Source organism: Polystyrenella longa (assembly GCF_007750395.1).
Classification (GTDB): domain Bacteria; phylum Planctomycetota; class Planctomycetia; order Planctomycetales; family Planctomycetaceae; genus Polystyrenella; species Polystyrenella longa.
This window is the reverse complement of the sequence record NZ_CP036281.1, coordinates 5,842,026-5,864,710: the sequence shown is the minus strand read 5'-3', so window position 1 is coordinate 5,864,710 and position 22,685 is coordinate 5,842,026. Positions and strand designations below refer to the sequence as shown.

The following is a 22,685-nucleotide window of genomic DNA, read 5'->3' as shown; positions in this document are numbered from 1 at the left end:
TTTTGTCTTAGCTGAGGTTTTTCAAGGAAAACCGAGTGAAGTCTTTTGGGACCACACTCGGTTCTGGCCAGTGAATATTTAGGCGTATCTAAACTAATTGGTAGTTTATTTCTAGTCACTTATATTCTTCCCCACCAACTCCCGCAGCCCCTCAATAGCCCATTCCGTCCGACTATCAATAGTCCGCGTCCAAGCCTCTGCCGAAGGGGTCCAGCGGAACCCGCGTGACTTAAGGAAGCTCCGGATCTCTTCTCTCGGTTTCCCAGCGAAGTGCACTTCGACCTTGTGGTATTCAAGGTTGTCGAGAATCTCAATATCGCCGATGAATCGCGGCGGCCGGGCTGTCCGTTCCGCTCGTTTCTCCAGCTTGGCAATACGTTCCTTCAGTCGTTTGATCTCCGCATTGTTGTTGCTGAGTTCATACGACTCGACCGGCTTTTTCACTTCCACACCAGGCCAGTGATGTTTCCGGAACGCGACTCGCTTCACAATCTGGTCGAATTCTTCCGCAGTCAATTCGGCTTCCAGCTTCGCCAGGTCTCCCTTGTGCTTGCGGTAGAGCCGGTTCCAGAGTTTCCAGGTCTCTTGATCGGATTCGCATTTCGCCAGCTTCTGGCGCAATTTCTGGACGGCCTCCGGGTCCTGAGAAGAGATTGCGTGATTGCCCTTCGCGGCGTCGGCACGTCGCTGAAGTTCGTCCGCTTCTTTGCTCAGTTCATACCCTTTGCGGGAAGCCTGCTCAATTCGCTTGCGGTGAGCCCGATCGCGTTTTTCGGAGTGGTGGCCAATGTGGATCGGCTGACCAAATGGAATCACGCTGGCCAGGTCGTGAGCCCGGTCCCAGGAATTGATGGAGTCCTGTTTTTTCTTCTCCGCTCTTTCGTTGAGGCGGTCAATTCGTCGTTGTTTTCGTTCTTCGTAGTTGTTCATTATGCACAACCCCTTTCGGTATTCGCTATTGATCGATGGATAGCGGTTGCGCAAAAAAAGCCGCAACCGACGTTGTTGAGATTAACCATCTTTTCGAAAGGAAAAGGGTTCGCCGGTTGCGGCATGAAAACTATACCACAGCCCGCAGCTGGACAGCCAGCTTGACTTCACACAACTGATTCAGACTGACCCCTTCTTCTTTTGCTTCCCGAACCAGGGCCGCATGAAGAGAGACCGGAAGTCGTACGACAAACTTGCCGCTGACCTGATCTCGGGGCATGTCGGGCACCCCTTCCGGGGCGTCACTCATGATCTGTTTGATTTGTTTATATTCTTCTGTTCCGGAAAACTTGGTTCGCTCGGAAGCCTCTGGGAAGAACTCGAACATTTTGCCCCCGATTCCCAGGAACATGTTATGAATCTCTCCCCAGTTGTTCGCTGTCTTGGCAAAACTTTCGACAGACTTCAGGGCTTCTTTGCATCGTTTTTCGAATGGCATTTGCTTAGGCATGTATCCGAATTCCTCGTGTTGATGGTGGTAGAAAAAAAGAGAGGCGAGGGGAAAACCCCCGCCTCTCAGCGGGGTCAGGTTTATTCAACCTTGAGGTTTTCAGCTCCGTCGAAGTCCTGAACCTCGAAGTACATTTCGAGTTGGTTCAGCTTCCGGCCGATAGCGATAACAGCGTCACGGGCTTCCGTGTAACGGCTGTTGTCGCAGTGGCAGATCAGGACGATCGTTTCGTCCCGGTAGAGGTTTCCCTCGTGGACCCAGGCCCCTTTAGCATCACCAGCCACGGTGCAACCACCGAACTGGAAGGAAACCGCCTCGACGATTTCCTCGACAGTCTGAGGAGAAACCTCAGAGCCATCGTTGTATGCTTTGGGGAGGAGGGTGATAAACTTCATGAGTCGTTTTCCTTTCGAAAAGTAGTTGTTAATCTCAACAGGGATATAGTATCACCTGTAGTACTACTGGTCAACAGGAAAAGAAAAGAAAATCAGAAGAATCTGGAAACAAAAAAAGACCCGCTCGAAAGCGGGTCTTTTTTTGGAGGTGCGACTCAATGCAAAAGTCTGTAACTCTGCAAAGATTTTAATGAACTAGAGTTGGTTTTCGGCTATCGTTCCTACCAATGGTTCCAAATGGATCTTCTGGCACTGAACATGAAGCATAGTATTGAGGGTAGTAATAAAGTAAAGGCACAAATGAATTGAAGTTTTGTGAGTCAAACATTTGCCTGAACTCTGTGTAAATTCTATTTTCATACTGCTTATTGATACTGTATTGAAAATCGTAGAACCTTTCAGGGAAATCAATGGGAATCTTCCTGATGAGATAACTCTTGGAACGATCAATGTCTTCGGGAAGCTGCCGAAGCATTTCGTCGTTTATTTGATCTAGGGCTACAGTGTTTCGAAATATCTTGCGAAGCCCTTTCGTTTGCATATCAAAGATACGAGCAAGATCCTGAATACCAGGTTTATCTCTTTGAGAGACTGGTCGAAACCTCGGGTCCTCATTGGGTTCTAGTTTTCCAGCAGGAGGTGCTGGTGCTTCGCGTGGTTTGGCAGGGGCTGCTGGGCGAAAGTCTAAATCAGCTGGCGGGGCAGGGGCCTCTACTGGACCGTAATATGTTGCGAATTGAATTAAAGGAGCATAGGGGTTTAGCGTTGCAACTTTTTGATTCTTGAAATCAAATACGGACACTACAGCACAAAAGTCAGCTACTTCCTTTTCTTCCCCTGATGGAGTGCCCGTTACAAAAACAGCCCCATCGTATTCCACACCATCTATTACAAATGAGGATTCGCTGAGATCGAATTCCTTATCTAAGCTGGGCTTCTTCGAAACTGTGTATCCAGTTTGCCTTGTGCCTTGATTGAATAATTCGTCGGTATCGTTAGGGAATTGTGAGTATTGTGCGAGGTCTAGTTGATGCTTAAGTATCTGGACGTTTTGAGTCAACGCTTTAATGTCACCAGCGTTATTATTTGCAACGACAACAGCTTGCTCAATTTTACTGCTTACAATTCGGATTTCAGCACTAATGTCTTTGGAGGTGGCTTTTTCAGAATCAATGATATCTTTGCTTAGCCTATCCTTCATGGATTCTAGGCTGATACCGTTTTTTTCGACTGAACCTGTAATAGACGAAAACAGTATCCAAAAAATTGATGCGATTACAGGTAAAGAAAATAAAAAACCCTGTTTCCATGAATCGTATTTTGTAAAGTTTTTATCGTGATTATGGACAGTTTCTTGAATGTCCTTTATCTTTTCCATCATTGGGTGGTGGTCAGAAAACCGATTCCCATTACTAGAATCATAGGGACTAAGATCTGGGCTGGATGGAGTCGCAGTTTGAGGAGAGTTCATCTTGGCATCCGTCAAATATGAAATAGATACTGACTGAGATAAGAATTCTATTATCTATAGTTGTTCTGGAAAAACAACAGAATGAGTGCTGCAATTGCACTGCTTAGAAATATTCACAAAGAATCATGCACTCTACCATAGTCTAAAGAGACAAATCTCTTTAATTTCAAAGTCGTTTTATTTTGCAGCTCCCTCATCAACATCAATCACTACTCCTTGAACGGCACCAGTTCGTTCAGTCTATGTTTCCGTTTCTGGCACCCCTTACACCCTTTCGCCAGCTTTCCCACCCCGGATTTTTCAATCACTCGTTCGACAATATCTCCCAACCCTGTCAAACGTTTCGATCTCGGGCCGAGTTTTTTCAGCGTGACCTGAAACAGCTCAAACTGACCGGGCTCGTTCTTACACTGCCGAAAACGGCCTGAAGGCATCTCTCGCTGGTGGACTTCACAGTATCCAGGCTCGTCGCACTGGCAAGGCGTCATTATTCAGGCTCCCCATCGAGAGCGCGATATCCCTTCATGCAATACAGGATTGTTCCTGTATCTTCTGTCCCGGTCTTAGAAACGTAAGAAGCGTTCGATACGCTTCCCAGCTGGAGTCTTGCAATAAGGCTATTGGGGTCGTAACGGTCGAGCACAATCAGATTAAACGTGCTGTCAGCAACAATGGTTGTGGGGTTGATTCCTCCATCCCGATCCGGATCGCCCGGTGGTCGGTAATAGTCGCTGGTCGTTACGGCATAGGCCGTTCCCACGAATAGGTAATCGTTCGTCGTGGTCAGCGTGACACAGCGGTTATCCGGACTCCAGCCGAGTTCATGATCGTCGTTTTCAAGGGTGCGAGTGTGGATATTGAAAATCGACGTTTGCCCCAATTCTCCACTGGCTATCGCCAGATTGCCGAGTGGAAGCCTGTAGGAGGTCTTTCGGGAAAACAGGTAAAGTGTGTTGTTGTGGTCTATGTATCCACAATGCTCGCGTGAAAACGACCAGCCATTGCTTACCGGGTAAACAAACCCAAAGTCGTCGGACAGGGCATGACCGTCAGGATTGTAGTATCGCACGTACGGATTCCCGAAGGTGCTTTCGCTCGCCCCCGGATGATACCAGTAGGCAGGCAGAGGCCCTGATTCATCTTCCGGCCAGTAATAATTTTCGTAGGTGTGCTGGGGTTCATGATCAGGATGTCCGGACGAAATCCAGGCGTAGGGGAAGGGCTCAGTCCACTCAGGATTTGCTGACTGGAATATCCCTGATGGTTTATACATATGGTAATGCACGTCATTCATTTTGATGTAGGTGGGCGTGTTCCACGAATATGAACCTACATCTGCGGACGGATCGAACCAGGCATTGCTTGTCGAATTAACTAAGGCGTGATGATTGAAGATGATCGGCAGGCCGTCTCCGAATCGGTTATATCCTGTGCTCTGGCTTACGTGGATTCCGTGGTCAGCCTGCATCATTTTATTGTAGGTGTACCAGTTGAGCGTCATGGAGTCACGATCGGTAAACCCTCCGCCTTCAGTGACGCGGAAATCCTCGTAGGTTTCGTGGTACAAATAGTCGAGCGTTCCGTCTGGTTCGGATCGAGAGGTGAACTGCTGCTTGTCTGTCTCCAACCAAAGATAGCCATCCCCGTCCACCTGCAGGCTGACTGCGGAAAGAGAAGTGTAGGTCGGCATATAGGCAGGGTCGTCCAATTCCGCGTAATAAGGTCGCACGGACATATCAAACAGTTCTGACTGAGAGTAGGCTTTCGTGGTTACTCCGTCGACATCGAATTGAAACAACGAATTGCCGTTCTCATTCATTGTCCCAAACCAGTACATCAGGTCACTCGGTCCCCGGCATACACCGGCCCCGTCCCATTGTTCGGCGGTGACTTCCTTGTAGTTCTCCGCGTCTGTTTTCCCGTTGTCATAAAACCAGGGCTTGCCGAAATCGATTTCCCATTGGTACACGCCAGCACGACTCAATTTTATGACGCCGCCGATTGTTCCACCTGCACCGTATTGGTGATACGTAGAGTCTCGCTTTGATTCAATGTTACTAACCACGGAAGCCTTCATCGGCACGTACCACCCGATATAGACATTTCCGTAAGTGTCAAACTGAATACTGCGTGGCACTTTCCAGTAAGAAGTTTCGTTCCAGTACCCCAGGTTGTACGTCCAAAGTCGCTGAAATGGATAAGAGGGGTTCAGTCGAGTGACATTGCCCGTGCCTAGTGAAACAGACTCATCCTCTTCGGTGGCTACTGTAAAAATTTCCGCTCGCGAATGACCGACTACCAGCATTTCCACAGTGCTTTCTCCACAGCACCCACAAGGCCAGCTGAATCCAACCATTATGCTTCCTCCTCTTCTCCGCCGCATTCAGCGTTGATGATTTCCAATCGCCCATTCACCCGGCCAGCATACGCCCAGACATCGTCATCAATATCGGCCAATCGCAACCACGGCGTCCCCTCTTTCTCAGTGGTTGTTTCGGTGCCCAGATCACCTTCGTACCATTCTACGGTGACAGGATCCCCTTTTGATCCTGCCTCAGTCGTTTTACACAGCCGCAAGCCCCCTGTAATCGGGTGTCGCCCCATCCGTTCCAACCGTCGTTTCAACAGGCGGATTTCGTTCGCCTGCATCATGATCATCTGCTCGAGTTCTGCCAAGGTTTTCATACGACATCCAGCTCCCCGTAACTCGTCTCCACGGTTGTTTTCGAATTCCCGTTCTGCCAGTCATGTACGATGGACGTCACCACACTCATGGCCGAGCTGTCCGGGTAACTCGCCCCGATCGAGGTTACCAGGTGGCCCAGTTCCAGGTGGTTCGCGTGTCCCCGGTGAACGATCCGTAAGGCTTGTCGTTTGGTCCCGTACCACTGAGCGGCCGCTTTTGCAATCTGTTCGACCCGTTCCCGGTCATCGCGCAGAATCGATCCATTCTCATCCAGCTCCAGTGACCCGTCTTCATTCACATCCTTGACCGTCCCCGGCAATCGGATATCGAACCGGGCATCAGGCACGTCGATGATCATTGTGCGTGAATGCACGCCCGACGACGATGTTGCTTCGGTCCCGACAACCGCTTCTAAATGCAAATCCCACTCCATCGCGACGGTCGTGATCGAATCCTCGTAATCAACAGCCCCGACCTCCTTCAGAGTCGCATCCAGGCTGAGCGGAGTTTCGGCTCCGTTGAGTTCAGCGATAATGCTGTCCGCTTCCGAACGACGAATCAGGTGCTGGCCTCCAGCGGCCGAGACCTGTAAGCGGATCCCCAGGGCATCCGACAACATCTGGGTCGTAACGGAAAATTGCCGTGTTCGTTCTCCACCGGTATCGGCATTCGCGGCGAGGTATTCCCCCATCTCCCAGATATCAGAACTGTCGACCTCATCGGTCTGGCGAAAGACGGTGAAGGGCTCCCGAAACGTAATGTCGAACACGTCCTGATCTGACTCGATGGGAACTGGCAACGTATCCAGAAATCGCTTGTCCGAAATCCGGGTTCGCAGTGGGGCAAACGTGCCGGAGGTCACCGCCGAGGAAATGTCATCGTTATCCATGTACTCCCAGGCATCGGTTACCACTGCCACATGATAATAGGCCGAGGGACTTGCCTGCTCGTCAGGCACAATCAGCCCATCGAGTTCCCACTGGTCATCCATCACGAATCGGGAAAAGACATCCCGCACCGCGTCACGACTGCGGGCAATCGTGTTCAGCTCTTCTTTTTCTTCGATCTCCAGATCACCATAGCCAGCCGTTTCTGTGGCTGCTTTTTTGTAGTTCACCTCATCATCGTCCACCCAGCCATTCTTGAGCATCTCCGCTTCACTCGGGTCGCCTTCTCCGGTGTACCAGATCGAAAACGTACTCGTCACAAGAGAGCCACGCGCAACGACCTCATCGACCACGTGGGCAAAGTTGTTCGTCAATGTTGCCGAGGCGATACGCGGATCATTTCCCAGATCAAGCTCAATCGTGTTTTCGTTCGGAAAGACCTGGTAAGTCGGGGGAAGCTGAATCGTCTCTTCATTGAAGGTGAAGACTTCCAGTTGAACAGTCATGTTGCCAGAAGACTCGCTGGCATTCAGCGTGTACCCCACCATCCGTCGCCGGTCGATCAAATCATCCAGCACCGATTTCACGCTCCGCCCGTCGGTCGGCACGGTAATGTCGTACCAGTCCAGGGCAGGGGTGTTTCCCGTCAGCTCCCAGTACCCCACTTCGCCCACCTGAGCCCTCGGGGCATGAATCTGTAATAAGTACCGGACTGCATCTGAGGCCTTCCAGCGGCTCGCTCCGTACGCTTTATGGCTGAATAAATATCCGTCGTTATTGCCCGCTCGCTGATCCGCCATGTTCCCCCGCTGAGGATAGGTACTATGTTCAGCCGAGTTGAACGTAATTCCCCGCCGGATAATCTGCTCAGTCCCCTCTGAATCGACGTAATGGGCTTTGCGGATGAAGTTCAGCTCAAGCAGTCGCAGCAGGCCATAGGCCCGAATGACCTGGTCGCCCGTCGGTTGACCACTGCGGTCGAAGAAAATTTCCCGCTCTTCCAGTTCAATGAACCCGTACCACGTTTGAAATGGGTAGGGAGTGACACCCGGGGATTCTTCCGGCCCGGTCAGTTCGATTTTGACGTACTGTCGCTCCATCGGCAGGTAAGCCACCACACCCGCCGCCTGACCGATCTGGCTGGTAAAGGTGCCGTAACGGTGTCGCAGGATCACCTCGTCGACCGAGGGGCCCGCCTGCAGCCGCATCGTGTCGATGAACACGCTCGGGTAATACGTCCAGTTACCGCCGAACTGCGACGAGAGATAGACCTTGTAGGAGAAGACAGGTTGTTCCGCCATCGGTGTCGATTACCCCAAACAAATTCCAAGTTGAAAGGTTTCCGCAGCCCCACCCGCGATATCGATCTCTTTGACCGAAGCGGCCACGTCGGCCAGTGTGTCGGCGAAATACAAACCGAATGTCGAACCCGCAGGAACTTCGATATCGTTCCCCGTGCCGTTGAGCGGGTAGGGATTGGACGCCCCCGGAGAGATCGTCAAGGTCGCATTCCCCGCCGGGTTCTTGACGATCACCGTCTGCACCTTCAGGCCGGTCGCGTCCTGAGATTCATTCGCCACCCCGAGCAAAGCGGTCAGGTCAATCGTAGCGTCGCCTGATCCGTCGAGCGTGTATTTCTGGTACGAGGCGGTCGTCACCGGCGGAGTCGTGTTCGCATTCAGAGAACTCGAATTCAGATTGAATCCACTGTGCGTGATCGCCGGATTACTGGCCGCCGCCACACCCGTATCGAGTGTTTCCTGCGCCGTCATACTGATAATGGGATTGATAGAAACAGACATCAGTTTACTTTCTATTTAATTGATCGCGATCGGCACCAGTCGCCACATGGATCGGAGGTAATAACAATGCGACTGGCCTCCCAGCAGCCCCCCGACCTTATTACGCAGAGGTTGGATATCAGGGTTCAGGACTTCAATCACTTCGTATCGCACGTTGAAATAGGAATAGTCGATGTTCCGCCAGACCAGCGATTGCGTCCCCTGAGCCTCCAGTTGTGTATAAAGGCCATAAAGTTCCGCCGCCTGCCCGAGAGATCCACAATCCACCTCGCTGACCATCTCGAACGGCTTTCCTTTGATTCCCAGCAGGCGAGTCGCCGTTCCGTTGAATCCCGGCACCTGAATGAATTCCTTGTGCGCGTGCAATTTCTCTGGACTCCCGAATTCCGAAGCAGTACTGTGGAACCGGTAAAACTGAAATGGTCCTAGTGAATTTAATACAGGCATGGAAATGACTTCAGCTGATTACATTGATGATGATTTGTTTAATCTGGAAGATTTCAAAAAAGAAGAACAGGGGCTCGCGTTTAGTTGCTGGAAATTCGTGAATGTCATGGTGATTCTGATTGGATTACTAACGGTGGTCGTCAGCTTCTTCGTGCAAATTCCAGGTATCTACGGGTTCGGGAATGAAATTAATTTTGTTATTGGGGTCGCATTGATCATGGCCGGGCAATACGGAAACTGCCTTCAGGATATTCGGTTTCACTGCCGGCAGGAGACGATCCACCGACAAAATCGTCAGACAATACTGGTCGAACGCAAGAAACAAAAACTAAAGGAACAACGGCAACAACGCCGTGACGCTTAACGTTCTACATGAGCATTTCTGTTAATCGGAGTTGGTGACATCTCTTGCTGTTTGCGCTTCAGTTCATCCAGCATTTCTCGCGACAAACTGTTTCCCTCCTTCATCTCTTTGAGCAATAAATTGATGTCCTGTGCAGGAATCCCTGCAGCGGGAGAAACGTTACTCACAGGGATTCCTGTTGTTTCCGAGGGTTGACTCCCGGTAAAAATCTCGCCGATGGAGTAGATACTTTCATTCACTCCCCGATCAAATGTGTTGGCCGCTGCCCCCTTGAGAGTATGCGGACGCTGTGCCGAACGCTCCGCCACCCGAGCCCGCATCCGCTCTCGCATCATCTCGTTGGTTAAACCACCCCCTTGAGCAACGCGGTCATATTGTGCCAAATCTTTTCGTAATTCCATTCGCTTGCCGTAGGCATACGGGGAACCACGGAACAGTTGAATGTTGCGTTCGTATGCCCCTCCCTCGAGTATCTTCATTCGCTGTTGAACCACCGGTAATTGACCCAGCAGCGTGCTGGCCGCGACCTGTCCCCGTTCATCAAAAAGATTGAGAAGTGCACTACTCCGAGTCTTCTCGTCTACTTTCGACGCGGCCGCCTGTAGTCGCTCCAATGCCGTAATGAAACTTTCGCCGATCAGATCGACGTCTTCCGGCTTCAGGTTCAATGATTCCAAAGCGGCGACTTTCTTTTCAGACTCCGAAGCTCCCCGCAATCGTGACGCCACTTGTCGTAAACCGGTCTTGGATTCAGCAGGTCCCATCACATCTACCAGGGCCGAGAACGAAGCGAGTTGTTGATTCTCGTCAATATTGAGTCCCTTAAGTGCTGCAGCAACGTTCGCCAGTTCTCCCAGGTGCGGGAACTGAATGTCCGACCCTTCAAACAACTGCGTCAGCTTTCCCCCAGTCGATTCGATGGAGGCGGCCGAAGGGGAGGCATCCCCCATCCCTTTACGAAACTGAGAAATCGATAGGATGACTTCCTTCACGTCCCCCATACTCTCGCCGAATTGGTTCGTTGCTGCTTTCAAGTTGAGTGCCGCCAGCAGGGCTCGACCACTTTCCAGGTCTTCTGGGCGAAATCCAGAACTGTGCAATTGAGTCTGGACCTGAAACATTTCCTCCACATTACTAACTGACGGTGTCAGCATCGTTGCTGCCCGCATTTGTGGGAACCGCTGCTTCACCTCGTCGCGAGTTAACCCCGCTTGAATCTGCAGCTTCAGGTCTTCCTGTCCAACCCGCTTACCAATTTCATTCCGCTCTGCCGTAATTTTCTTGTGAGTCTCCAGTAGCTTGGTCGCGCCCCGGACCGCGATGTTATATCCCTTCTCCAGGGCAAACAGCCGCATTCCCGTCTGCTGGATCGACTTCCCCATCTGGTGGAAACCCGATTTGCTCTCCTGCGACACTTTCTGCGACTTCTTCCCCATCGCCTGCAGCTTGCTCGTCATCTTGACGAGTTTCTTCTCCAGGTTCACCAGCTCCTGCTGGGCCTTTTCAGAATCGCCTGCGACTTGAAGAGTGACATCTGCCATGAGAAACACCGTAGAACAAAGGAATCAAACAAAACTTACCGGGTTGGAATCCCCACCACCGCCACCGGCGAAGGTTCTCCCACCCCTAATCCGATGAGGACGTAATCGGCCCGACTGGGGTTGTATCGGTCATGTTGCCCTCGTCTCCATTGAAGGAACTCACCCCAGCGAACAAGGCCACGAGTTCGCTTTTTTTTTGCGGATCCTCTAAACACGCTTTCCACCACGGACCATCCACCGCCGCCTGGAAAATATCCGACGACGTTTTCGACGTGAGTAATCCGAGCAACGTAATTTCATCCCGATGCACCCGGTAATTCAGGCTCAGTAAATCGCAGCAGTCCTCCATCAACTGCACGTCGGAATAATCATCTCCGTTGAACAACAGGTCTACCCACCCGGCGGTCCGCTCCCACAATCCCAGGTAATCGGAATCGATCTGCTGGACCCAGTCTTTCGCCTGATGGTCATACCCGTAAGAGGACGGCAGATGATGGTGCAGCAGCCGCTCGCGCACCACCGGGCATTCCCATTCCAGCCCATCCCCCAGCACGTAACGATATCCGTGAATAACGTCCGGTTTCTGTAGTTCCTCTGGCGTGGGTCGTAACTCCACATCAATCCCCAGCCAGTACCCACCACAGTCCACCCACTGCTGAGTGTCGGCGTTGTAGCCGGTCGAGCGGGGCACGTCTCCCGAAGGAGGCAAGGCATACACCCAAGTTCCCCGACCCCCGTCAGGCCCTTTCGGAGGTTCGATCAGAATGACGTTGTGGGTCGGTTTCCAATCGGCATACAGATCCCGTAACGCCCGGTCGACGCCTCGCTCTTGCATCAACTCAGGAGCTGACTGTAATTGATCCCGACTGAGGCCGGGAAAGTAGTACATGAATCCTGCCATCAGGTTATTTCTTTCTGGCTGTTTTCGGTTTCGCTTCCGGTTTTGCTTTGGAACCATGAGCCGCTTTCAGGGTCGCCTGAATCGCGTCCTGCTCCGCTTCCTGCCGCAATTGTTCCCGAGCCTGTTTCAAAGTCAGGTGCCTGTCCTCCGCTCGCCGCTGGACCTGCTCTTCGAATAATTCTGCTTCGGTTTTCTCTGTCATCATTCTGGACCTGTTACGGGAGTGTCGCTGTGGTGCTGACCGTAACGATGGAGTCTTCGTCATCCGTCCCTGTCAGCTCACAGCGAATCGAGGTGTTGATCGGCGTGGCACCGTTGCCACTGAGATCGGAAACAAAATAGCGACCATTCAGGCCGGCCAGACTGATGTGCTGGCCCGTCGCGCCACTGACAAAGGCCACACCTCCCGCCTGGTTGTTGGTTCGCTTACGACCGTAGGCAATGACCCCGGTACTGCCGTTAAGGGCCAGACCATCGATCCCTGTCCCGGCAAAGGCCGACACGGCCGTCGATTCAATCGTGATCGTGGGTTCAAACTTCTCGATCGCAATCAAATCGGGCCAGATCGAATCGCCATCATTCTGGGTATAGATTTCGATCCCCGTTTCGTACCGCACGCGCGTCACATCGGCGACCGAACTTCCGTTGATGTAAACCGGCCCGGATCGGAAATGTTCGGTGTCCTCTATCGATGTCGGCAGGGCAACCGATCCCGTAATCACAATCGGATCATTCGACCCGTCGTACACGGAGACAATCGCCACTTCAGCAGTACCGGAATTCTGATTGTTCAATTCCAGACTACGAAGATAGACCAGTCCGGCAGTCATCTGGGCTCGCTGGTGAGACGCCGTCAGCCGGGCCACGTTCCCGACGGTTCCTGCCAGTTTCTGGTAGGTATTCACTGCCGAGGCGAACGCGACCCCTCGCGGGCCGGTAAACCCGAGCAGCGTGGCCAGTTGTGTTGTCGTGAAAGTAACTTCCGGAATCTGCATTTCATGGGCACCGAACGTCGGCACAATCGAGCCTCCGGAGTACCCCATCATGCTTTGAATGCCCGAGCTCCAGTCCTGGTTCGTAATCTGTTTGACGTAAACTGGACCGGGGAATTCCACGAGGTCTAAACGACTGATTGTCATCTCTTTTTCTCCGCTTGTTTGATTTGCCGAATGAGGTGCTTATGAATCCGTTTTGCCATCTCCTGTCGCTCATCCCGAGTGATCAGTTTGAGTTCGGCCACTTTGTCAGGTTGGCTGCCTGGGTTTTTCTCGTTGGGTTTCACAAAGTAGGGCGGGGCCTCCATCTTGACTTTGCCCAGCCGGGAAGTTGCCGAATACTGAGGGTTATGGGTCAACCATCGCCGTGCCGTGCCTTTGAACAACAGGTCGATGAACTTTCCCTGCCCCCGGCCTTTTTTCCGCTTGTTCTGCACCCACTCCGCATCACGCCGCTGATGTCGGTATTTTCCATGAGCTGAAACGTAAAAGTGACGTGGCAGAATCTTCTCGTGCCAATACTGAACCGCATACAGCAGCGTGTTTTTGAACTCTTCCCGGAAAGACCGGTTGTACGACTTTCGGGCGATCCCTTTTCGTGAAACTTGGAAGTTGAACACAATCATCCTTCGCCCCCCCACTGAAAGAGGATGTAGGCGAAGTAGAACTGACCAATCGTGGGCCAGTCCTCTTTGTCGGTACACGCATAGAACGACAGGTCCGCATTGGTGATGTCCAGATGGGATGTGTCGCTTTCCGGATCTTCCGCCGCCGAAAGTGCCGCAATGTCGGTGATGATGTTGGAGAAGTAGTCTGCGGCGAACAGGTCCGCCTGGATTTCGTCGTTCTGATACTCCGCCGGAACATCGATGGAAAGATAGAGCTCCACCACTCCATGCGGTTGCAGCTGATACTGAGCCCCGCCGGAAACCTTCTGATAACCAAACGTCGAACCCGGATGCACAATCCCCAGAGGACGTTCCGGATTCATGCGATAATCGCGGGTATGAATAAACGAGAGAGCATCCTGCTCATTGACCACCCCACGCGCCAGCTGAAACGTTGTCGACAACGACAGCATGCGTCGCAGCTTGGCGACGGCAATGGCGAATGGTCCTGTCAGGTCGGTGGTACTCATAATCCCTTCGTCCGCATTCCTGTCTGGCGAATGTCGCTCGCTTTGAATTGAATAGTTAACACCGTGCTGGTTCGATCAACCACTTTGACGAATGACCAGCGACGTCTGTCATAGTCCAGGTAGTCCCCTTGCTGCAGCAGTTCCCGCAAGTCCGCTCGCTGAAACACACAGTGCAGGACTTGTTCGACTGTCTCGTGATACTGACCTTGCCGATTCTCTCCCTCTTCCTCGCCGATCACTGCCGTTGCTGTTGCCGAACCGCCGTCAACATAGTGGTAAGTGACCGACGCCCCCATATGCTCGGAGAGAGCCGGAAAACCGAGTTCGAGGAAGAGTTCGTCGTGATCAATCATGGTTCACTCAGTGGTTACTCAGGCGCGATTCCCGCTTTATTGAAGTGCAGGGCGTCACCAAGGAAGTAGATGTCCACATCAGCTCGCATCGTGATTTCAGCAATCTTCGCACCTTTGGGAAGTTTGTGTTTCCCCAAGTTCATTTGCTGTTTGAGCACGATGTCATGGGTGATAAAGTCCGATTTATCAACAGCCTTTGTCGCAGGAGGGGCATTTTTCTGTGGTGGTGCCGTTGCCTTCTCGTTGGGCGGAGTCGGTGATGGAGTGACGGTTTTGCCATCGATCCCAAAATGTTTTTCCAGCAACGGAATATCAGCTTCGTCCAGATTGGCGTTCGGGTGTTGTTTACTCTCGCCACCCACCGTTTCAATTGCCGCCATGACTTCTTTGGAATCGATCTGGTGAAGGTCACCCCATTCAAAGACACGCATTAGATCACCTCATTTCTGGGGTTAAGTTGTTTTAGAAAATAGCCCAGGCCCCCTCAGGAGCCCGGGCACACAACCATCGACACAGGCAGGTCTCAGGTGTCTTACATCGCCCCGGTAATCAGGTGACCAGCTTCCTGAATCAGCATCTTCTCGTGGGTATCCTGGCGACAACGAACCACGGTTGAGCGAGTCTGGTTTTCCCAGTAGCTTTCCATGATGGTTCCGTATTCGCCGCCCGCTCCACGCCATTGGAAGGTGCGGCCAATACAGGGTTCCTTGATGTCCATCGACGTCGCCGTTCGACAAACCATCACATAGGAAGAGGACCAGACATCAGACAGGCTTTCCGCTTGTCCAACGTTTGCTGTATTCTGAATCATTCCCGGCACAACGATGTTGCTGAGATTGAACAGAGCAGCGAGTGCCGAGACCTGAATATTCTTCGGGTCGGTATGACCACTGAATTTCAGACGCTCGACAACTTCGTCGGTCTCCAACATATGCGTCAGTGTCACATAGGGAATGATGACTGTGTTTGCCATCAAGCCGCACTGATCACGAACAGCCAGGGACGCCGCTTTGATATCCGCAATGGGAGTCGCACTCGCTTTGGTGTCAAACGTCTGAGTTGCTGCCGTTTTCTGGCTGGTGAAAGTGGTCGCGTTGAACAGCAGGTCAGCAACTCGCTTGTCCTGGTTGCGGACAATAAAGCTCTGGGCTCGCTGTGCTGCGACGACTTCGGCATCAAAGTAATCGCCAACAATTTCGGCTTCATCTTCGTCGACCGGTTCCTCCCAGCCGTTTTCTTCACAGCTGTACTGGTCCTTGGTGTAGGTGAAATCACCACGGTTATAATTTGCACGCGAAGTGCGAGACGTTTCCTGAGACTGCAACAACTGTTTCAGGGGAATCTTTTTGAAAGCTGCCGACTTTTTGCCGACAGGCAACACCGGAAACACTTTTGTTCCAGCAGCGCCAGCGTTGTTGGCGGCCAGGTCAAATTCCATCAGCGAGCCCGCCAGGTCAGGCCGGGGGGTTGCTTCTGCTGTAGACGGGCTGGGCATAGCTCCAACTCCTTAATAAATAATTAACGGATTGCTTTGAAACGAAGTGGACGAACCTCAGATCACGAGATCAGGAGTTTGCTTCACCCACAGGGGAATAGGGCAGAATCGGAATGATGTCGCCATCTGCGGTTGCAGGTGCCAGAGCGGTTCCACGCAGGAAGGCGGTACTTGCGGCGGTGTCTGCCACCTTTCCGGAGGCGGCAGTGTAAACGTCCGCTCCTTCCGCCAAGGCTTCTGCGGCGATAGCATTCTGAATGCCTGAAGCAGACCGCAATCGCACAGCGATCTTGTCGCCGTCAGCAAAAGCTTCGACCTCCGCAAATCCGATATCACGATCCGCGATTCCTGCTACAGCCAGCTTGCCGGAAGAAAGTTTCACCCGTGCATGTTTGGGAATAGCACCACCAGCGGTAAATGTCTGCAAGTTGCCGTTGTTGTTTCCTGAAACAGTCATGGTGACTATCTCCTAAAATGGTTTTTGAAATTTGATTCACATATGAATTGGAACGCGACCAGTTACGTCAGCCGTTATTTGCTGCTCGAAGCCGCCGCTAACATCGCTTCACGTAACCCAGGGTTCTGGCGATTCGCCTCCATGGTGGCACGCTCACGAGACATTCCTTTGGCGACGTTCTCATTAATCGCCGCTTTCCAGGCTGCCGCCGGGTCCCCATCGTCGTCACCCGCCGCACTCGCCTTCCCGTTACCCAGGGCTCCCACTCCCGTCTTGGCGTCTTTGGATTTCGCAGCTTCTTTTTCCTGCTCTTCCTTTTCCGCTTTCAGGGTCTGGTTTTCGGTTGCCAATGTTTCATGGCTCGCTTCCAGATGCTGGATGTAGTTCTGCTGAGCCGCTTCGAGAGTGGCGTTTTGCTCGAGCTGTTCCAGCAGAAACTTTTCGTCTGCTTTGGGGCAGGCCGCACGCAACTCTTTCACGCTGGCCGCAGTAGCCGTCGTTTCGTTCGTGTCAGTTGATTTACTCATCGGTTTCGATTCCTTCTGAGTCGTATCCGCGGCCTGTGCTCGTCGGGAACCACCCCCGCTACGCATTTCGGCCAAAACTTCGTCATAGGTTCGCACACCGTCCGTCAGTCCCAGATCATGGGCCGCCTTGCCGATGTGCACTCTTCCATCTGCCAACTGGCGAGCCTGACTGGCGTTCATCGCCCGGCCGGTCGCGACGGCATTCACAAAATGGTCGTAATAGGTGTCTACAATGCTCTGCCATTCGGCCAGCTGTTCTTCAGTCACTTCCGTTCCCGGAACACCAGCCCCTTTGTGCTGGCCCGCTCGAACAACATGAACTTTGATTCCCAGCTCTTCCGCCTGCTTGGAGTAGTCGTAAATCGTGGAGAAGACGCCAATCGATCCCACCAGGGCCGTTTCATTCGAATAAACCTTGGTGGCTTGGCTCGCTACCCAGTAAGCAGCAGAGGCTCCCAGGTCCTCAATGAAGGCGTAGACCGGTTTTCGTTTCGCGGCAGCGGCAATGTCGTCTGCCAGATCCTTGGTTCCCGAGACCGTTCCCCCAGGAGAGTCAATCGATAACAGGATGGCCTGGACTTCCTCATCATTAGCGGCAGCTCGGATTTGTCGACGCGCCCGCACGGTCGAAGTACTGGAAGACATGGAACTGGAAAACTTCATCATGGTGCCACTGATCGTGACTTGGGCAATTCCCCCTTTGTGAACTGGAAAGTCAGAACGCACAGCCGCATTCGGCTCGGCAGCCTGCTCACCACGGGCACTCTCCACATGCACCTTCAGATTCATTCCATTGGCACGATTCACCGCCTGCTTCAGAACATCCTCTTTCATGACCCAGACACCGAAGTATTGGTCCATGTGAGGCACGTTCAGATCAGTCAGTGGGCTTATCGCTGGCAGGTTGTTCGTTTCCATTTTCGTTAACCACGACCTTTACGTTCTGAGGGGCAGGGATATTGAGTAATTCGTGATAGTCGACGTCGACCCCATGTTCCTCGGATAGTTCTTTGGCGCGTTGAATCGCCAGAGAGAGGAAGTTCGCATTGTCTTCGATTCGTTCAACGACAAACTCGTCGTAATCAACACCACGCTCGGCCAGCAGTCCGCGTGTGTTGGCCTGAAAGGATTCGACCCGCAGTTTGTTCGCCGTGGTGTCCTTCACCGGTTCGATGTAAGGCCAGGAGGGGAAGTACCAGGAGTGTCCGAAAATGTTGACTCCCTGCTTCATCGCCAGTTGCTGGAGTCTGGGGTTCTCCTGCAGGAAGTGAGTCACTTTCCAGAGATAAGCGGGGGTATGCAGTCGCTCGCTGTACCCTTGCTGGAACGCTTTGAAACCGAGCTTCGCCTGATCCATCGCCCCACGCCAGCCGCTGAAGTTGGTCTGACTCGGGTCGAGCAGCAACAGCATCACCGGCAGATCAAGGTTGATTGCGATGAAAGTTAGCAGCATGTGAGCATGGTCAAAGAATGTTGGGCTCGGAATGTCGGGAGAGAACCCTTTGAGCGTCTCCCCCTTGGCTCCAATAAACTCCATCCCGGGAGCAAACTTCGCCATGGTCCGGCCATCGGCATCCGTGACTGGAGTCGTCTGACCTTCCGCGTATTCGTATTCGGGCCCCCGTTCCCGCAGGATCGCAAAGCAACTCGCAATCTGTTGCTGAACCAGCTTGGCAAACTGCACGTCGTCATGCATCCCGGCAATATTGCCAATCGGAGCCAGGGCCGTGACGCCCCGGTTTTGGGTAAACCGATTCGGGTAGTGCAGGTGATAGACTTGAGGCTGATCATGTTCATCGAAGGCAGGATATCGTTTAATATCGCTCACCTTCTGAATGTTCTGGTACGGAGAATGATTGTCTTTTGTCAGCCAGTATTCGGTCGGTCCTCCCATTTCATCCAGCATGATCCCATGCACGACAGGGCGCTGTGTTCGATGAGGAGTTCGCAATCGATGATTCTCAATCGTCTCCAGCTTGCCCGTATCCAGAGGAAGGCAAATCGAATCACCATCGGTGACGATATGCTGAAAACCGATTCGTTCAATCTCGCGAAAGGTAAACTTGCGGGCCGCGTGACAGGAGGCTCGATTGCCGGCCCACTTCTCCCACGCCTCTTTGAGGATCTTATCCGCTTCTTTGTCGCCCGTTTGCGGATCCACTTTGAACCCGTTCTGGATGACGTTGTTTGTCAGTCGCCGGATTCCCTGCCCGACGACAGGATCATTGCGGGCAATGTCGCGGGCAATCTCCGTCATACGGAGATATTCAGACTCAGATCGATAGTGGAAGTCGGCATTCCGGCCTACTCCAGAGACTCCAGTACGACGACGCTGAAACCGGGTAGATCGCACCATGTCGTAATCCGAGCGCAGTTCATCAAACGCCTGAGCGGCGGAGAAGAGCGAACGATACTGGCTGGATGCGACCACGAATTAATTCCGGAAATCAGATAAGTCGGCGTAGTGGTACTGGCTATTGGCGGACGCCCGGGCCTGCATCCAGTTCGAGGCCTGTTTCTGTTCGGCCTTGATTGCTTGCAGGTTCTGGGTGAACTCAATCTCCTGTTGTCGCCCCTTGGCAGAACGGCCCGGCATCATCAGCAGCAGAAACCGACACGCCGTAATAAACGCGCGGGCCTTCGTCACGGAATTGTCTTCCGCGTAGGAGGCGTTGTCCTTGTAAGCGGCAATGACTTCCGCGTACGTGCTGGCTGATGTGAGAGTCGACATGGTCGCAGTATGTCGCTCTCGCCAAACATTTGAAGAATTATTTCAGGGTTCCGGACCCGTATCTTCCGTATCGACCGTAACCCCGTTTACGCATCGATTTTGTTCGCGTTTGGCATGGAAATGTTCTCCAGAATCCACCGAAACGCATCCGCACCCGACTGCACCCGACGGCCAGACTTCAATCGTTCGCCCGATGCATCAAGTCCGTCGATGAGTTGCCGCAAGGCCCGTCGTTGTTCCGGAGTCTTGACCTGCACGTCCACATGTCGGGACAGATACTTGTTTTGATTAGCTTCCGGGGAAACGGGAATCGTCAGTTCTGCCAGTTCGTAATTTGATACTTCCGTCATCATCAAGTCCTTATCGATCGAGAATAGAAAACGCTTGTCCGTAGGGATTAAGCAATGGAGAGGTTGTTTGAGGTGGAGGCGCCGCAATCTGTACCTGGCGACAATGTTCGTTGTAATCCATCGCGACCGTCGCAATGTATCCTGCGTCGAGGTAGTGATTGTTCCGGCCTCGCTGGATCCAGACTTTCTTCTCCCCTTTGCCAGGAATGAATTCGACCCGTTCTTCTTCCGCCATCAAATGTTTGAAAAGATACCGATGGTCCTGCACGGTTCCATCACAGATCGTGAGTGAGCCCGGGTTACGGGGATCGGTCAGAATGTGTTGCCAGAACCGGCTTTTCCAGAAGTCGGAGTTCACCTCCATCAGGTGCGTTCGTTTCTTAGATAACCAGCTGCGGTGATAGTTGGTACCAATGTAGGAGACCGTCGCTCCGGTCGATTTCGGCTGGTTGTATTGTTGCTTGGTCTCCTGAGCAAAACCGTAGCCTTTCATGGGTTGCCAGCGGGCCCCCTGGTCGCGGCAGAACTGATAGACCAGGTCGGTCGATTCCCAGTAACCCGAGTCGATCCAGATGCGGTCGGCGTAGATCGGCTGTCCATCCGCGTTGACCCAGCCTAAATCCACCGTCTCTGTTTTGAAGTGATTCAATGCTTCGGGGAGGGCGTCCTTGTAGAGTTTCCCTTCGTGCCGCACTTTGATCTCGTTGTAGTCGACAATGTGGAATCTCCCCCCACTGGTGAGGGCCATGGCCACGTAATGCAGGAAGTATTTGCCGATGTCGAGCCCGACCGTCACCATCGTCGTTTCCGGTGGAGTAAACAGTTTCTGCAGCGAGATCACTTTCCCCCGCAGGACCGACTCTTCAATCGGGTTCAGGATTTCCGATAAGGGCTTCGGCGGAATCGCCCAAACCCATTGGCACAGCTCCTTGTCTGCCTCATCGGCGTTAAGCTGATTCGACCCACGCCACTCTCGCGCCCCGACCGTACCGGCGGAAACAAAGAGATTGTTCGCCGCGTTCCAGCGAAAGCCGAGCGTGTCGGTCGGGGGGAGCTCTCCTTCGATCTCTCCCTCCTCATTGAGGGACTGACCCCGATGCAGGAGTCGGCATTCCTGATTCGCCTGGGCTCGTTCTTCTTCGGTCCAGCATTCTCCGCACTCAGGACAACTGAACTGCGTCGACTGCTTGGCCGCGTGTTCGTGTTCCGCCTCATGCCATCCCACCAGGTCATCACGTTCAGGAGTGACCCACGCATGACAGTGAGGGCAGGGCATCACAATGCGTGATTGGGTTCCTCGCTGGTACTCCTGCCAGATCGCTCCCTCTGCTGTCGAAACAGTACACTCCAGGTAAATCCGGGCCCGGTCATCATAGGCCGATGTTCGCCCCTCCATCTGCTTGAGCTTGGAAGCTTCACGACTGGTCGCACCTGATTCATCCAGTCCATCGACTTCGGTCACCACCAGCACCCGACTCGTAAAGTGGGATCGAGATTTATCATCACCACCCCCAGTCACGAACTTCAGGACCGGCCCATGTTCGAACTGAATCATGTCGACCTGACCACCCCGGGATCCTTTCCCCGAACGTGGCAATAGGTCCCGATAACGCGACCGCCGGATAACGGGCAGGATATCAATCTCCCATTTCTCTTTGGCCATCGCCATCGACGTCACGCCACACAGCACTGTCTCTTTGAATTCAAACAGGTGCCAGAGAATCGGAATGATAAAGCAGTCGAGTGTCTTCCCGGATTGCTGAGGGCCTGTCGCCGCCAGCCGTCGCCACTTCCCCGAGTCCACCGCATCAAACCAGAGTCGACTGAAGGGTTGTCGATTGCAGCTGAACCGCCGTCCGGCGTAAGGGCCATCGGGAATCACGATCTCTTCTTCCGCGAACTGGCCCATCGGCCGCAGGCGGGGCGCACGGGACCGCTGGGACAACTGCCTAAACCAGGGCGTCTTCGTCCTCGGTGCCATGAATGAGTTTCGCCGCCCGGTCGCTATCACCGAATAATTCCTCTGCCTGTGTCTCGAATTCGATTATCGCTTCTTCCAGAATCTCATAGGCTTCTTCGCCATGAGTCCGCTGCAGTAATTCACCCGCCTGGCGAATGACATTACTGAGCACGTTCAATCCATCCTGTATCTCACTGGTCGCCACCAGTTCGCCCATATCTCGAAGACGTTTCGCCCGGACCTCAAGTGTCTTTTCGTGACGATACTTTTCCAGCCAGACCGAACCCGTCCCACCATCAGACAACAGGGGGTCACCATCTTCTTCAAACGTTTTCGCCGCCGTCCGCCGAGGCACCCACACATGTTCGCGAGCCCACTGCACCATTTCGGAAAGGTCGTAATGTTTCGGTCGACCAGGGCATCCCCGGGCAATCCATTCCTGTACCGTCCGCTTCGACACCCCGGCAAAGTTAGCGACATCATCCAGCCGAGGAACCACAAAAGGCTTCTCCTCCGGACTCCGTCTGGCACTCTTCCCTTTGGCCGTTTTCGCTTTTCCAGCAGCAATGTCACACCCCTCCTGAAACCCTCAAAACCACCCCCTCCCAAGGAGGAAGAAGAACCACCCTTTCACCCCCCATTTGGACAAAAAACCCGGAGTGAGTCGGACTCCGCCGGGTATTTTGGCCCCCAAAGGACCCGCTCCCGACCCCTCCAGGTCACCCATCTTGACACGCCGTACAC

General features: G+C 53.1%; 26 protein-coding genes. 1 reads left to right on the top strand and 25 read right to left on the bottom strand.

Annotated features, from left to right (window positions below):
• Nucleotides 1–111: 111 nt before the first annotated feature.
• The 9 genes from Pla110_RS21460 to Pla110_RS21420 form a co-directional block, all read right to left on the bottom strand.
• Nucleotides 112–930: a DUF3560 domain-containing protein gene (locus Pla110_RS21460; protein WP_144999101.1), complete on the bottom strand. Its 819-nt coding sequence runs from the start codon at nt 928–930 to the stop codon at nt 112–114.
• Between the two features lie 130 nt (nt 931–1,060).
• Nucleotides 1,061–1,441, bottom strand: a complete 381-nt coding sequence (locus Pla110_RS22790; RefSeq protein WP_197440378.1) for a toxin-antitoxin system HicB family antitoxin — start codon at nt 1,439–1,441, stop codon at nt 1,061–1,063.
• 80 nt (nt 1,442–1,521) lie between these two features.
• Nucleotides 1,522–1,836: a hypothetical protein gene (locus Pla110_RS21450; protein WP_144999099.1), complete on the bottom strand. Its 315-nt coding sequence runs from the start codon at nt 1,834–1,836 to the stop codon at nt 1,522–1,524.
• Nucleotides 1,837–2,023: 187 nt separating this feature from the next.
• Nucleotides 2,024–3,307 (bottom strand): hypothetical protein, encoded by a 1,284-nt coding sequence (locus Pla110_RS21445; protein ID WP_144999097.1) that lies wholly within the window; start codon nt 3,305–3,307, stop codon nt 2,024–2,026.
• Between the two features lie 487 nt (nt 3,308–3,794).
• Nucleotides 3,795–5,663, bottom strand: a complete 1,869-nt coding sequence (locus tag Pla110_RS21440) for a hypothetical protein (protein WP_144999095.1) — start codon at nt 5,661–5,663, stop codon at nt 3,795–3,797.
• Nucleotides 5,663–5,992: a hypothetical protein gene (locus Pla110_RS21435; RefSeq protein ID WP_144999093.1), complete on the bottom strand. Its 330-nt coding sequence runs from the start codon at nt 5,990–5,992 to the stop codon at nt 5,663–5,665. Before Pla110_RS21435 ends, Pla110_RS21440 begins: the two co-directional genes overlap by 1 nt.
• Nucleotides 5,989–8,181, bottom strand: coding sequence for a hypothetical protein (locus tag Pla110_RS21430; RefSeq protein WP_144999091.1), 2,193 nt, complete (start codon nt 8,179–8,181; stop codon nt 5,989–5,991). Before Pla110_RS21430 ends, Pla110_RS21435 begins: the two co-directional genes overlap by 4 nt.
• A 9-nt stretch (nt 8,182–8,190) precedes the next feature.
• Nucleotides 8,191–8,682, bottom strand: coding sequence for a hypothetical protein (locus Pla110_RS21425; protein ID WP_144999089.1), 492 nt, complete (start codon nt 8,680–8,682; stop codon nt 8,191–8,193).
• Between the two features lie 15 nt (nt 8,683–8,697).
• Entirely contained in the window at nt 8,698–9,129 is a 432-nt protein-coding gene (locus Pla110_RS21420; RefSeq protein WP_197440377.1) for a hypothetical protein, read from the bottom strand.
• 4 nt (nt 9,130–9,133) lie between these two features.
• Here Pla110_RS21420 and Pla110_RS21415 point away from each other — a divergent pair, with 4 nt between their 5' ends.
• A complete protein-coding gene (locus Pla110_RS21415; RefSeq protein ID WP_197440376.1) occupies nt 9,134–9,493 on the top strand; it encodes a hypothetical protein in 360 nt (119 codons plus the stop codon).
• Here Pla110_RS21415 and Pla110_RS21410 read toward each other — a convergent pair.
• From Pla110_RS21410 to Pla110_RS21335, 16 genes are all read right to left on the bottom strand, one after another.
• Nucleotides 9,490–11,034, bottom strand: coding sequence for a phage tail tape measure protein (locus Pla110_RS21410; RefSeq protein ID WP_144999083.1), 1,545 nt, complete (start codon nt 11,032–11,034; stop codon nt 9,490–9,492). The two genes, Pla110_RS21415 and Pla110_RS21410, sit on opposite strands and share 4 nt — an antisense overlap.
• Nucleotides 11,035–11,119: 85 nt before the next feature.
• Nucleotides 11,120–11,935 (bottom strand): hypothetical protein, encoded by an 816-nt coding sequence (locus Pla110_RS21405; protein ID WP_144999080.1) that lies wholly within the window; start codon nt 11,933–11,935, stop codon nt 11,120–11,122.
• 4 nt (nt 11,936–11,939) lie between these two features.
• Nucleotides 11,940–12,140, bottom strand: coding sequence for a hypothetical protein (locus Pla110_RS21400; RefSeq protein WP_144999078.1), 201 nt, complete (start codon nt 12,138–12,140; stop codon nt 11,940–11,942).
• 10 nt (nt 12,141–12,150) lie between these two features.
• Nucleotides 12,151–13,074 (bottom strand): hypothetical protein, encoded by a 924-nt coding sequence (locus Pla110_RS21395; protein WP_144999076.1) that lies wholly within the window; start codon nt 13,072–13,074, stop codon nt 12,151–12,153.
• Nucleotides 13,071–13,550, bottom strand: a complete 480-nt coding sequence (locus Pla110_RS21390) for a hypothetical protein (RefSeq protein ID WP_144999074.1) — start codon at nt 13,548–13,550, stop codon at nt 13,071–13,073. The genes Pla110_RS21395 and Pla110_RS21390 overlap by 4 nt, the downstream gene beginning before the upstream one ends.
• Nucleotides 13,551–13,552: 2 nt before the next feature.
• The gene (locus tag Pla110_RS21385; RefSeq protein WP_144999072.1) at nt 13,553–14,068 is read right to left on the bottom strand and encodes a hypothetical protein; all 516 of its coding nucleotides are present in this window, start codon (nt 14,066–14,068) and stop codon (nt 13,553–13,555) included.
• On the bottom strand, nt 14,065–14,421 hold the full coding sequence (locus Pla110_RS21380) for a hypothetical protein (protein ID WP_144999070.1): 357 nt from the start codon (nt 14,419–14,421) through the stop codon (nt 14,065–14,067). Before Pla110_RS21380 ends, Pla110_RS21385 begins: the two co-directional genes overlap by 4 nt.
• Nucleotides 14,422–14,435: 14 nt before the next feature.
• The gene (locus Pla110_RS21375; protein WP_144999068.1) at nt 14,436–14,852 is read right to left on the bottom strand and encodes a hypothetical protein; all 417 of its coding nucleotides are present in this window, start codon (nt 14,850–14,852) and stop codon (nt 14,436–14,438) included.
• A gap of 101 nt (nt 14,853–14,953) precedes the next feature.
• Nucleotides 14,954–15,916, bottom strand: a complete 963-nt coding sequence (locus Pla110_RS21370; protein WP_144999066.1) for a hypothetical protein — start codon at nt 15,914–15,916, stop codon at nt 14,954–14,956.
• Between the two features lie 70 nt (nt 15,917–15,986).
• Nucleotides 15,987–16,373, bottom strand: a complete 387-nt coding sequence (locus Pla110_RS21365) for a capsid cement protein (protein ID WP_144999064.1) — start codon at nt 16,371–16,373, stop codon at nt 15,987–15,989.
• Between the two features lie 74 nt (nt 16,374–16,447).
• Entirely contained in the window at nt 16,448–17,818 is a 1,371-nt protein-coding gene (sppA, locus tag Pla110_RS21360) for a signal peptide peptidase SppA (protein WP_144999062.1), read from the bottom strand.
• On the bottom strand, nt 17,778–19,331 hold the full coding sequence (locus Pla110_RS21355) for a phage portal protein (protein ID WP_144999060.1): 1,554 nt from the start codon (nt 19,329–19,331) through the stop codon (nt 17,778–17,780). Before Pla110_RS21355 ends, sppA begins: the two co-directional genes overlap by 41 nt.
• A gap of 3 nt (nt 19,332–19,334) precedes the next feature.
• Nucleotides 19,335–19,631 carry a hypothetical protein gene (locus Pla110_RS21350; protein ID WP_144999058.1) on the bottom strand — a complete coding sequence of 99 codons (297 nt, stop codon included), beginning with the start codon at nt 19,629–19,631 and terminating at the stop codon, nt 19,335–19,337.
• A gap of 86 nt (nt 19,632–19,717) precedes the next feature.
• Nucleotides 19,718–19,984, bottom strand: coding sequence for a hypothetical protein (locus Pla110_RS21345; RefSeq protein WP_144999055.1), 267 nt, complete (start codon nt 19,982–19,984; stop codon nt 19,718–19,720).
• A 7-nt stretch (nt 19,985–19,991) separates the two neighbouring features.
• Complete coding sequence (locus tag Pla110_RS21340) at nt 19,992–21,926, bottom strand: terminase gpA endonuclease subunit (protein ID WP_197440375.1); 1,935 nt, start codon at nt 21,924–21,926, stop codon at nt 19,992–19,994.
• Nucleotides 21,927–21,930: 4 nt separating this feature from the next.
• Entirely contained in the window at nt 21,931–22,440 is a 510-nt protein-coding gene (locus Pla110_RS21335) for a hypothetical protein (RefSeq protein ID WP_144999051.1), read from the bottom strand.
• Nucleotides 22,441–22,685 lie beyond the last annotated feature (245 nt).

What these genes read in the sequence shown, in the direction of transcription:
- Pla110_RS21385 (WP_144999072.1), bottom strand. Translation starts at nt 14,068, where the DNA reads ATGAGTACCACCGACCTGACAGGACCATTCGCCATTGCCGTCGCCAAG.
- Pla110_RS21420 (WP_197440377.1), bottom strand. Translation starts at nt 9,129, where the DNA reads ATGCCTGTATTAAATTCACTAGGACCATTTCAGTTTTACCGGTTCCAC.
- Pla110_RS21345 (WP_144999055.1), bottom strand. Translation starts at nt 19,984, where the DNA reads ATGATGACGGAAGTATCAAATTACGAACTGGCAGAACTGACGATTCCC.
- Pla110_RS21460 (WP_144999101.1), bottom strand. Translation starts at nt 930, where the DNA reads ATGAACAACTACGAAGAACGAAAACAACGACGAATTGACCGCCTCAAC.
- Pla110_RS21450 (WP_144999099.1), bottom strand. Translation starts at nt 1,836, where the DNA reads ATGAAGTTTATCACCCTCCTCCCCAAAGCATACAACGATGGCTCTGAG.
- sppA (WP_144999062.1), bottom strand. Translation starts at nt 17,818, where the DNA reads ATGGAAACGAACAACCTGCCAGCGATAAGCCCACTGACTGATCTGAAC.
- Pla110_RS21400 (WP_144999078.1), bottom strand. Translation starts at nt 12,140, where the DNA reads ATGATGACAGAGAAAACCGAAGCAGAATTATTCGAAGAGCAGGTCCAG.
- Pla110_RS21415 (WP_197440376.1), top strand. Translation starts at nt 9,134, where the DNA reads ATGACTTCAGCTGATTACATTGATGATGATTTGTTTAATCTGGAAGAT.
- Pla110_RS22790 (WP_197440378.1), bottom strand. Translation starts at nt 1,441, where the DNA reads ATGCCTAAGCAAATGCCATTCGAAAAACGATGCAAAGAAGCCCTGAAG.
- Pla110_RS21445 (WP_144999097.1), bottom strand. Translation starts at nt 3,307, where the DNA reads ATGAACTCTCCTCAAACTGCGACTCCATCCAGCCCAGATCTTAGTCCC.
- Pla110_RS21350 (WP_144999058.1), bottom strand. Translation starts at nt 19,631, where the DNA reads ATGTCGACTCTCACATCAGCCAGCACGTACGCGGAAGTCATTGCCGCT.
- Pla110_RS21410 (WP_144999083.1), bottom strand. Translation starts at nt 11,034, where the DNA reads ATGGCAGATGTCACTCTTCAAGTCGCAGGCGATTCTGAAAAGGCCCAG.
- Pla110_RS21370 (WP_144999066.1), bottom strand. Translation starts at nt 15,916, where the DNA reads ATGCCCAGCCCGTCTACAGCAGAAGCAACCCCCCGGCCTGACCTGGCG.
- Pla110_RS21365 (WP_144999064.1), bottom strand. Translation starts at nt 16,373, where the DNA reads ATGACTGTTTCAGGAAACAACAACGGCAACTTGCAGACATTTACCGCT.
- Pla110_RS21395 (WP_144999076.1), bottom strand. Translation starts at nt 13,074, where the DNA reads ATGACAATCAGTCGTTTAGACCTCGTGGAATTCCCCGGTCCAGTTTAC.
- Pla110_RS21435 (WP_144999093.1), bottom strand. Translation starts at nt 5,992, where the DNA reads ATGAAAACCTTGGCAGAACTCGAGCAGATGATCATGATGCAGGCGAAC.
- Pla110_RS21425 (WP_144999089.1), bottom strand. Translation starts at nt 8,682, where the DNA reads ATGTCTGTTTCTATCAATCCCATTATCAGTATGACGGCGCAGGAAACA.
- Pla110_RS21375 (WP_144999068.1), bottom strand. Translation starts at nt 14,852, where the DNA reads ATGCGTGTCTTTGAATGGGGTGACCTTCACCAGATCGATTCCAAAGAA.
- Pla110_RS21430 (WP_144999091.1), bottom strand. Translation starts at nt 8,181, where the DNA reads ATGGCGGAACAACCTGTCTTCTCCTACAAGGTCTATCTCTCGTCGCAG.
- Pla110_RS21405 (WP_144999080.1), bottom strand. Translation starts at nt 11,935, where the DNA reads ATGGCAGGATTCATGTACTACTTTCCCGGCCTCAGTCGGGATCAATTA.
- Pla110_RS21380 (WP_144999070.1), bottom strand. Translation starts at nt 14,421, where the DNA reads ATGATTGATCACGACGAACTCTTCCTCGAACTCGGTTTTCCGGCTCTC.
- Pla110_RS21440 (WP_144999095.1), bottom strand. Translation starts at nt 5,663, where the DNA reads ATGGTTGGATTCAGCTGGCCTTGTGGGTGCTGTGGAGAAAGCACTGTG.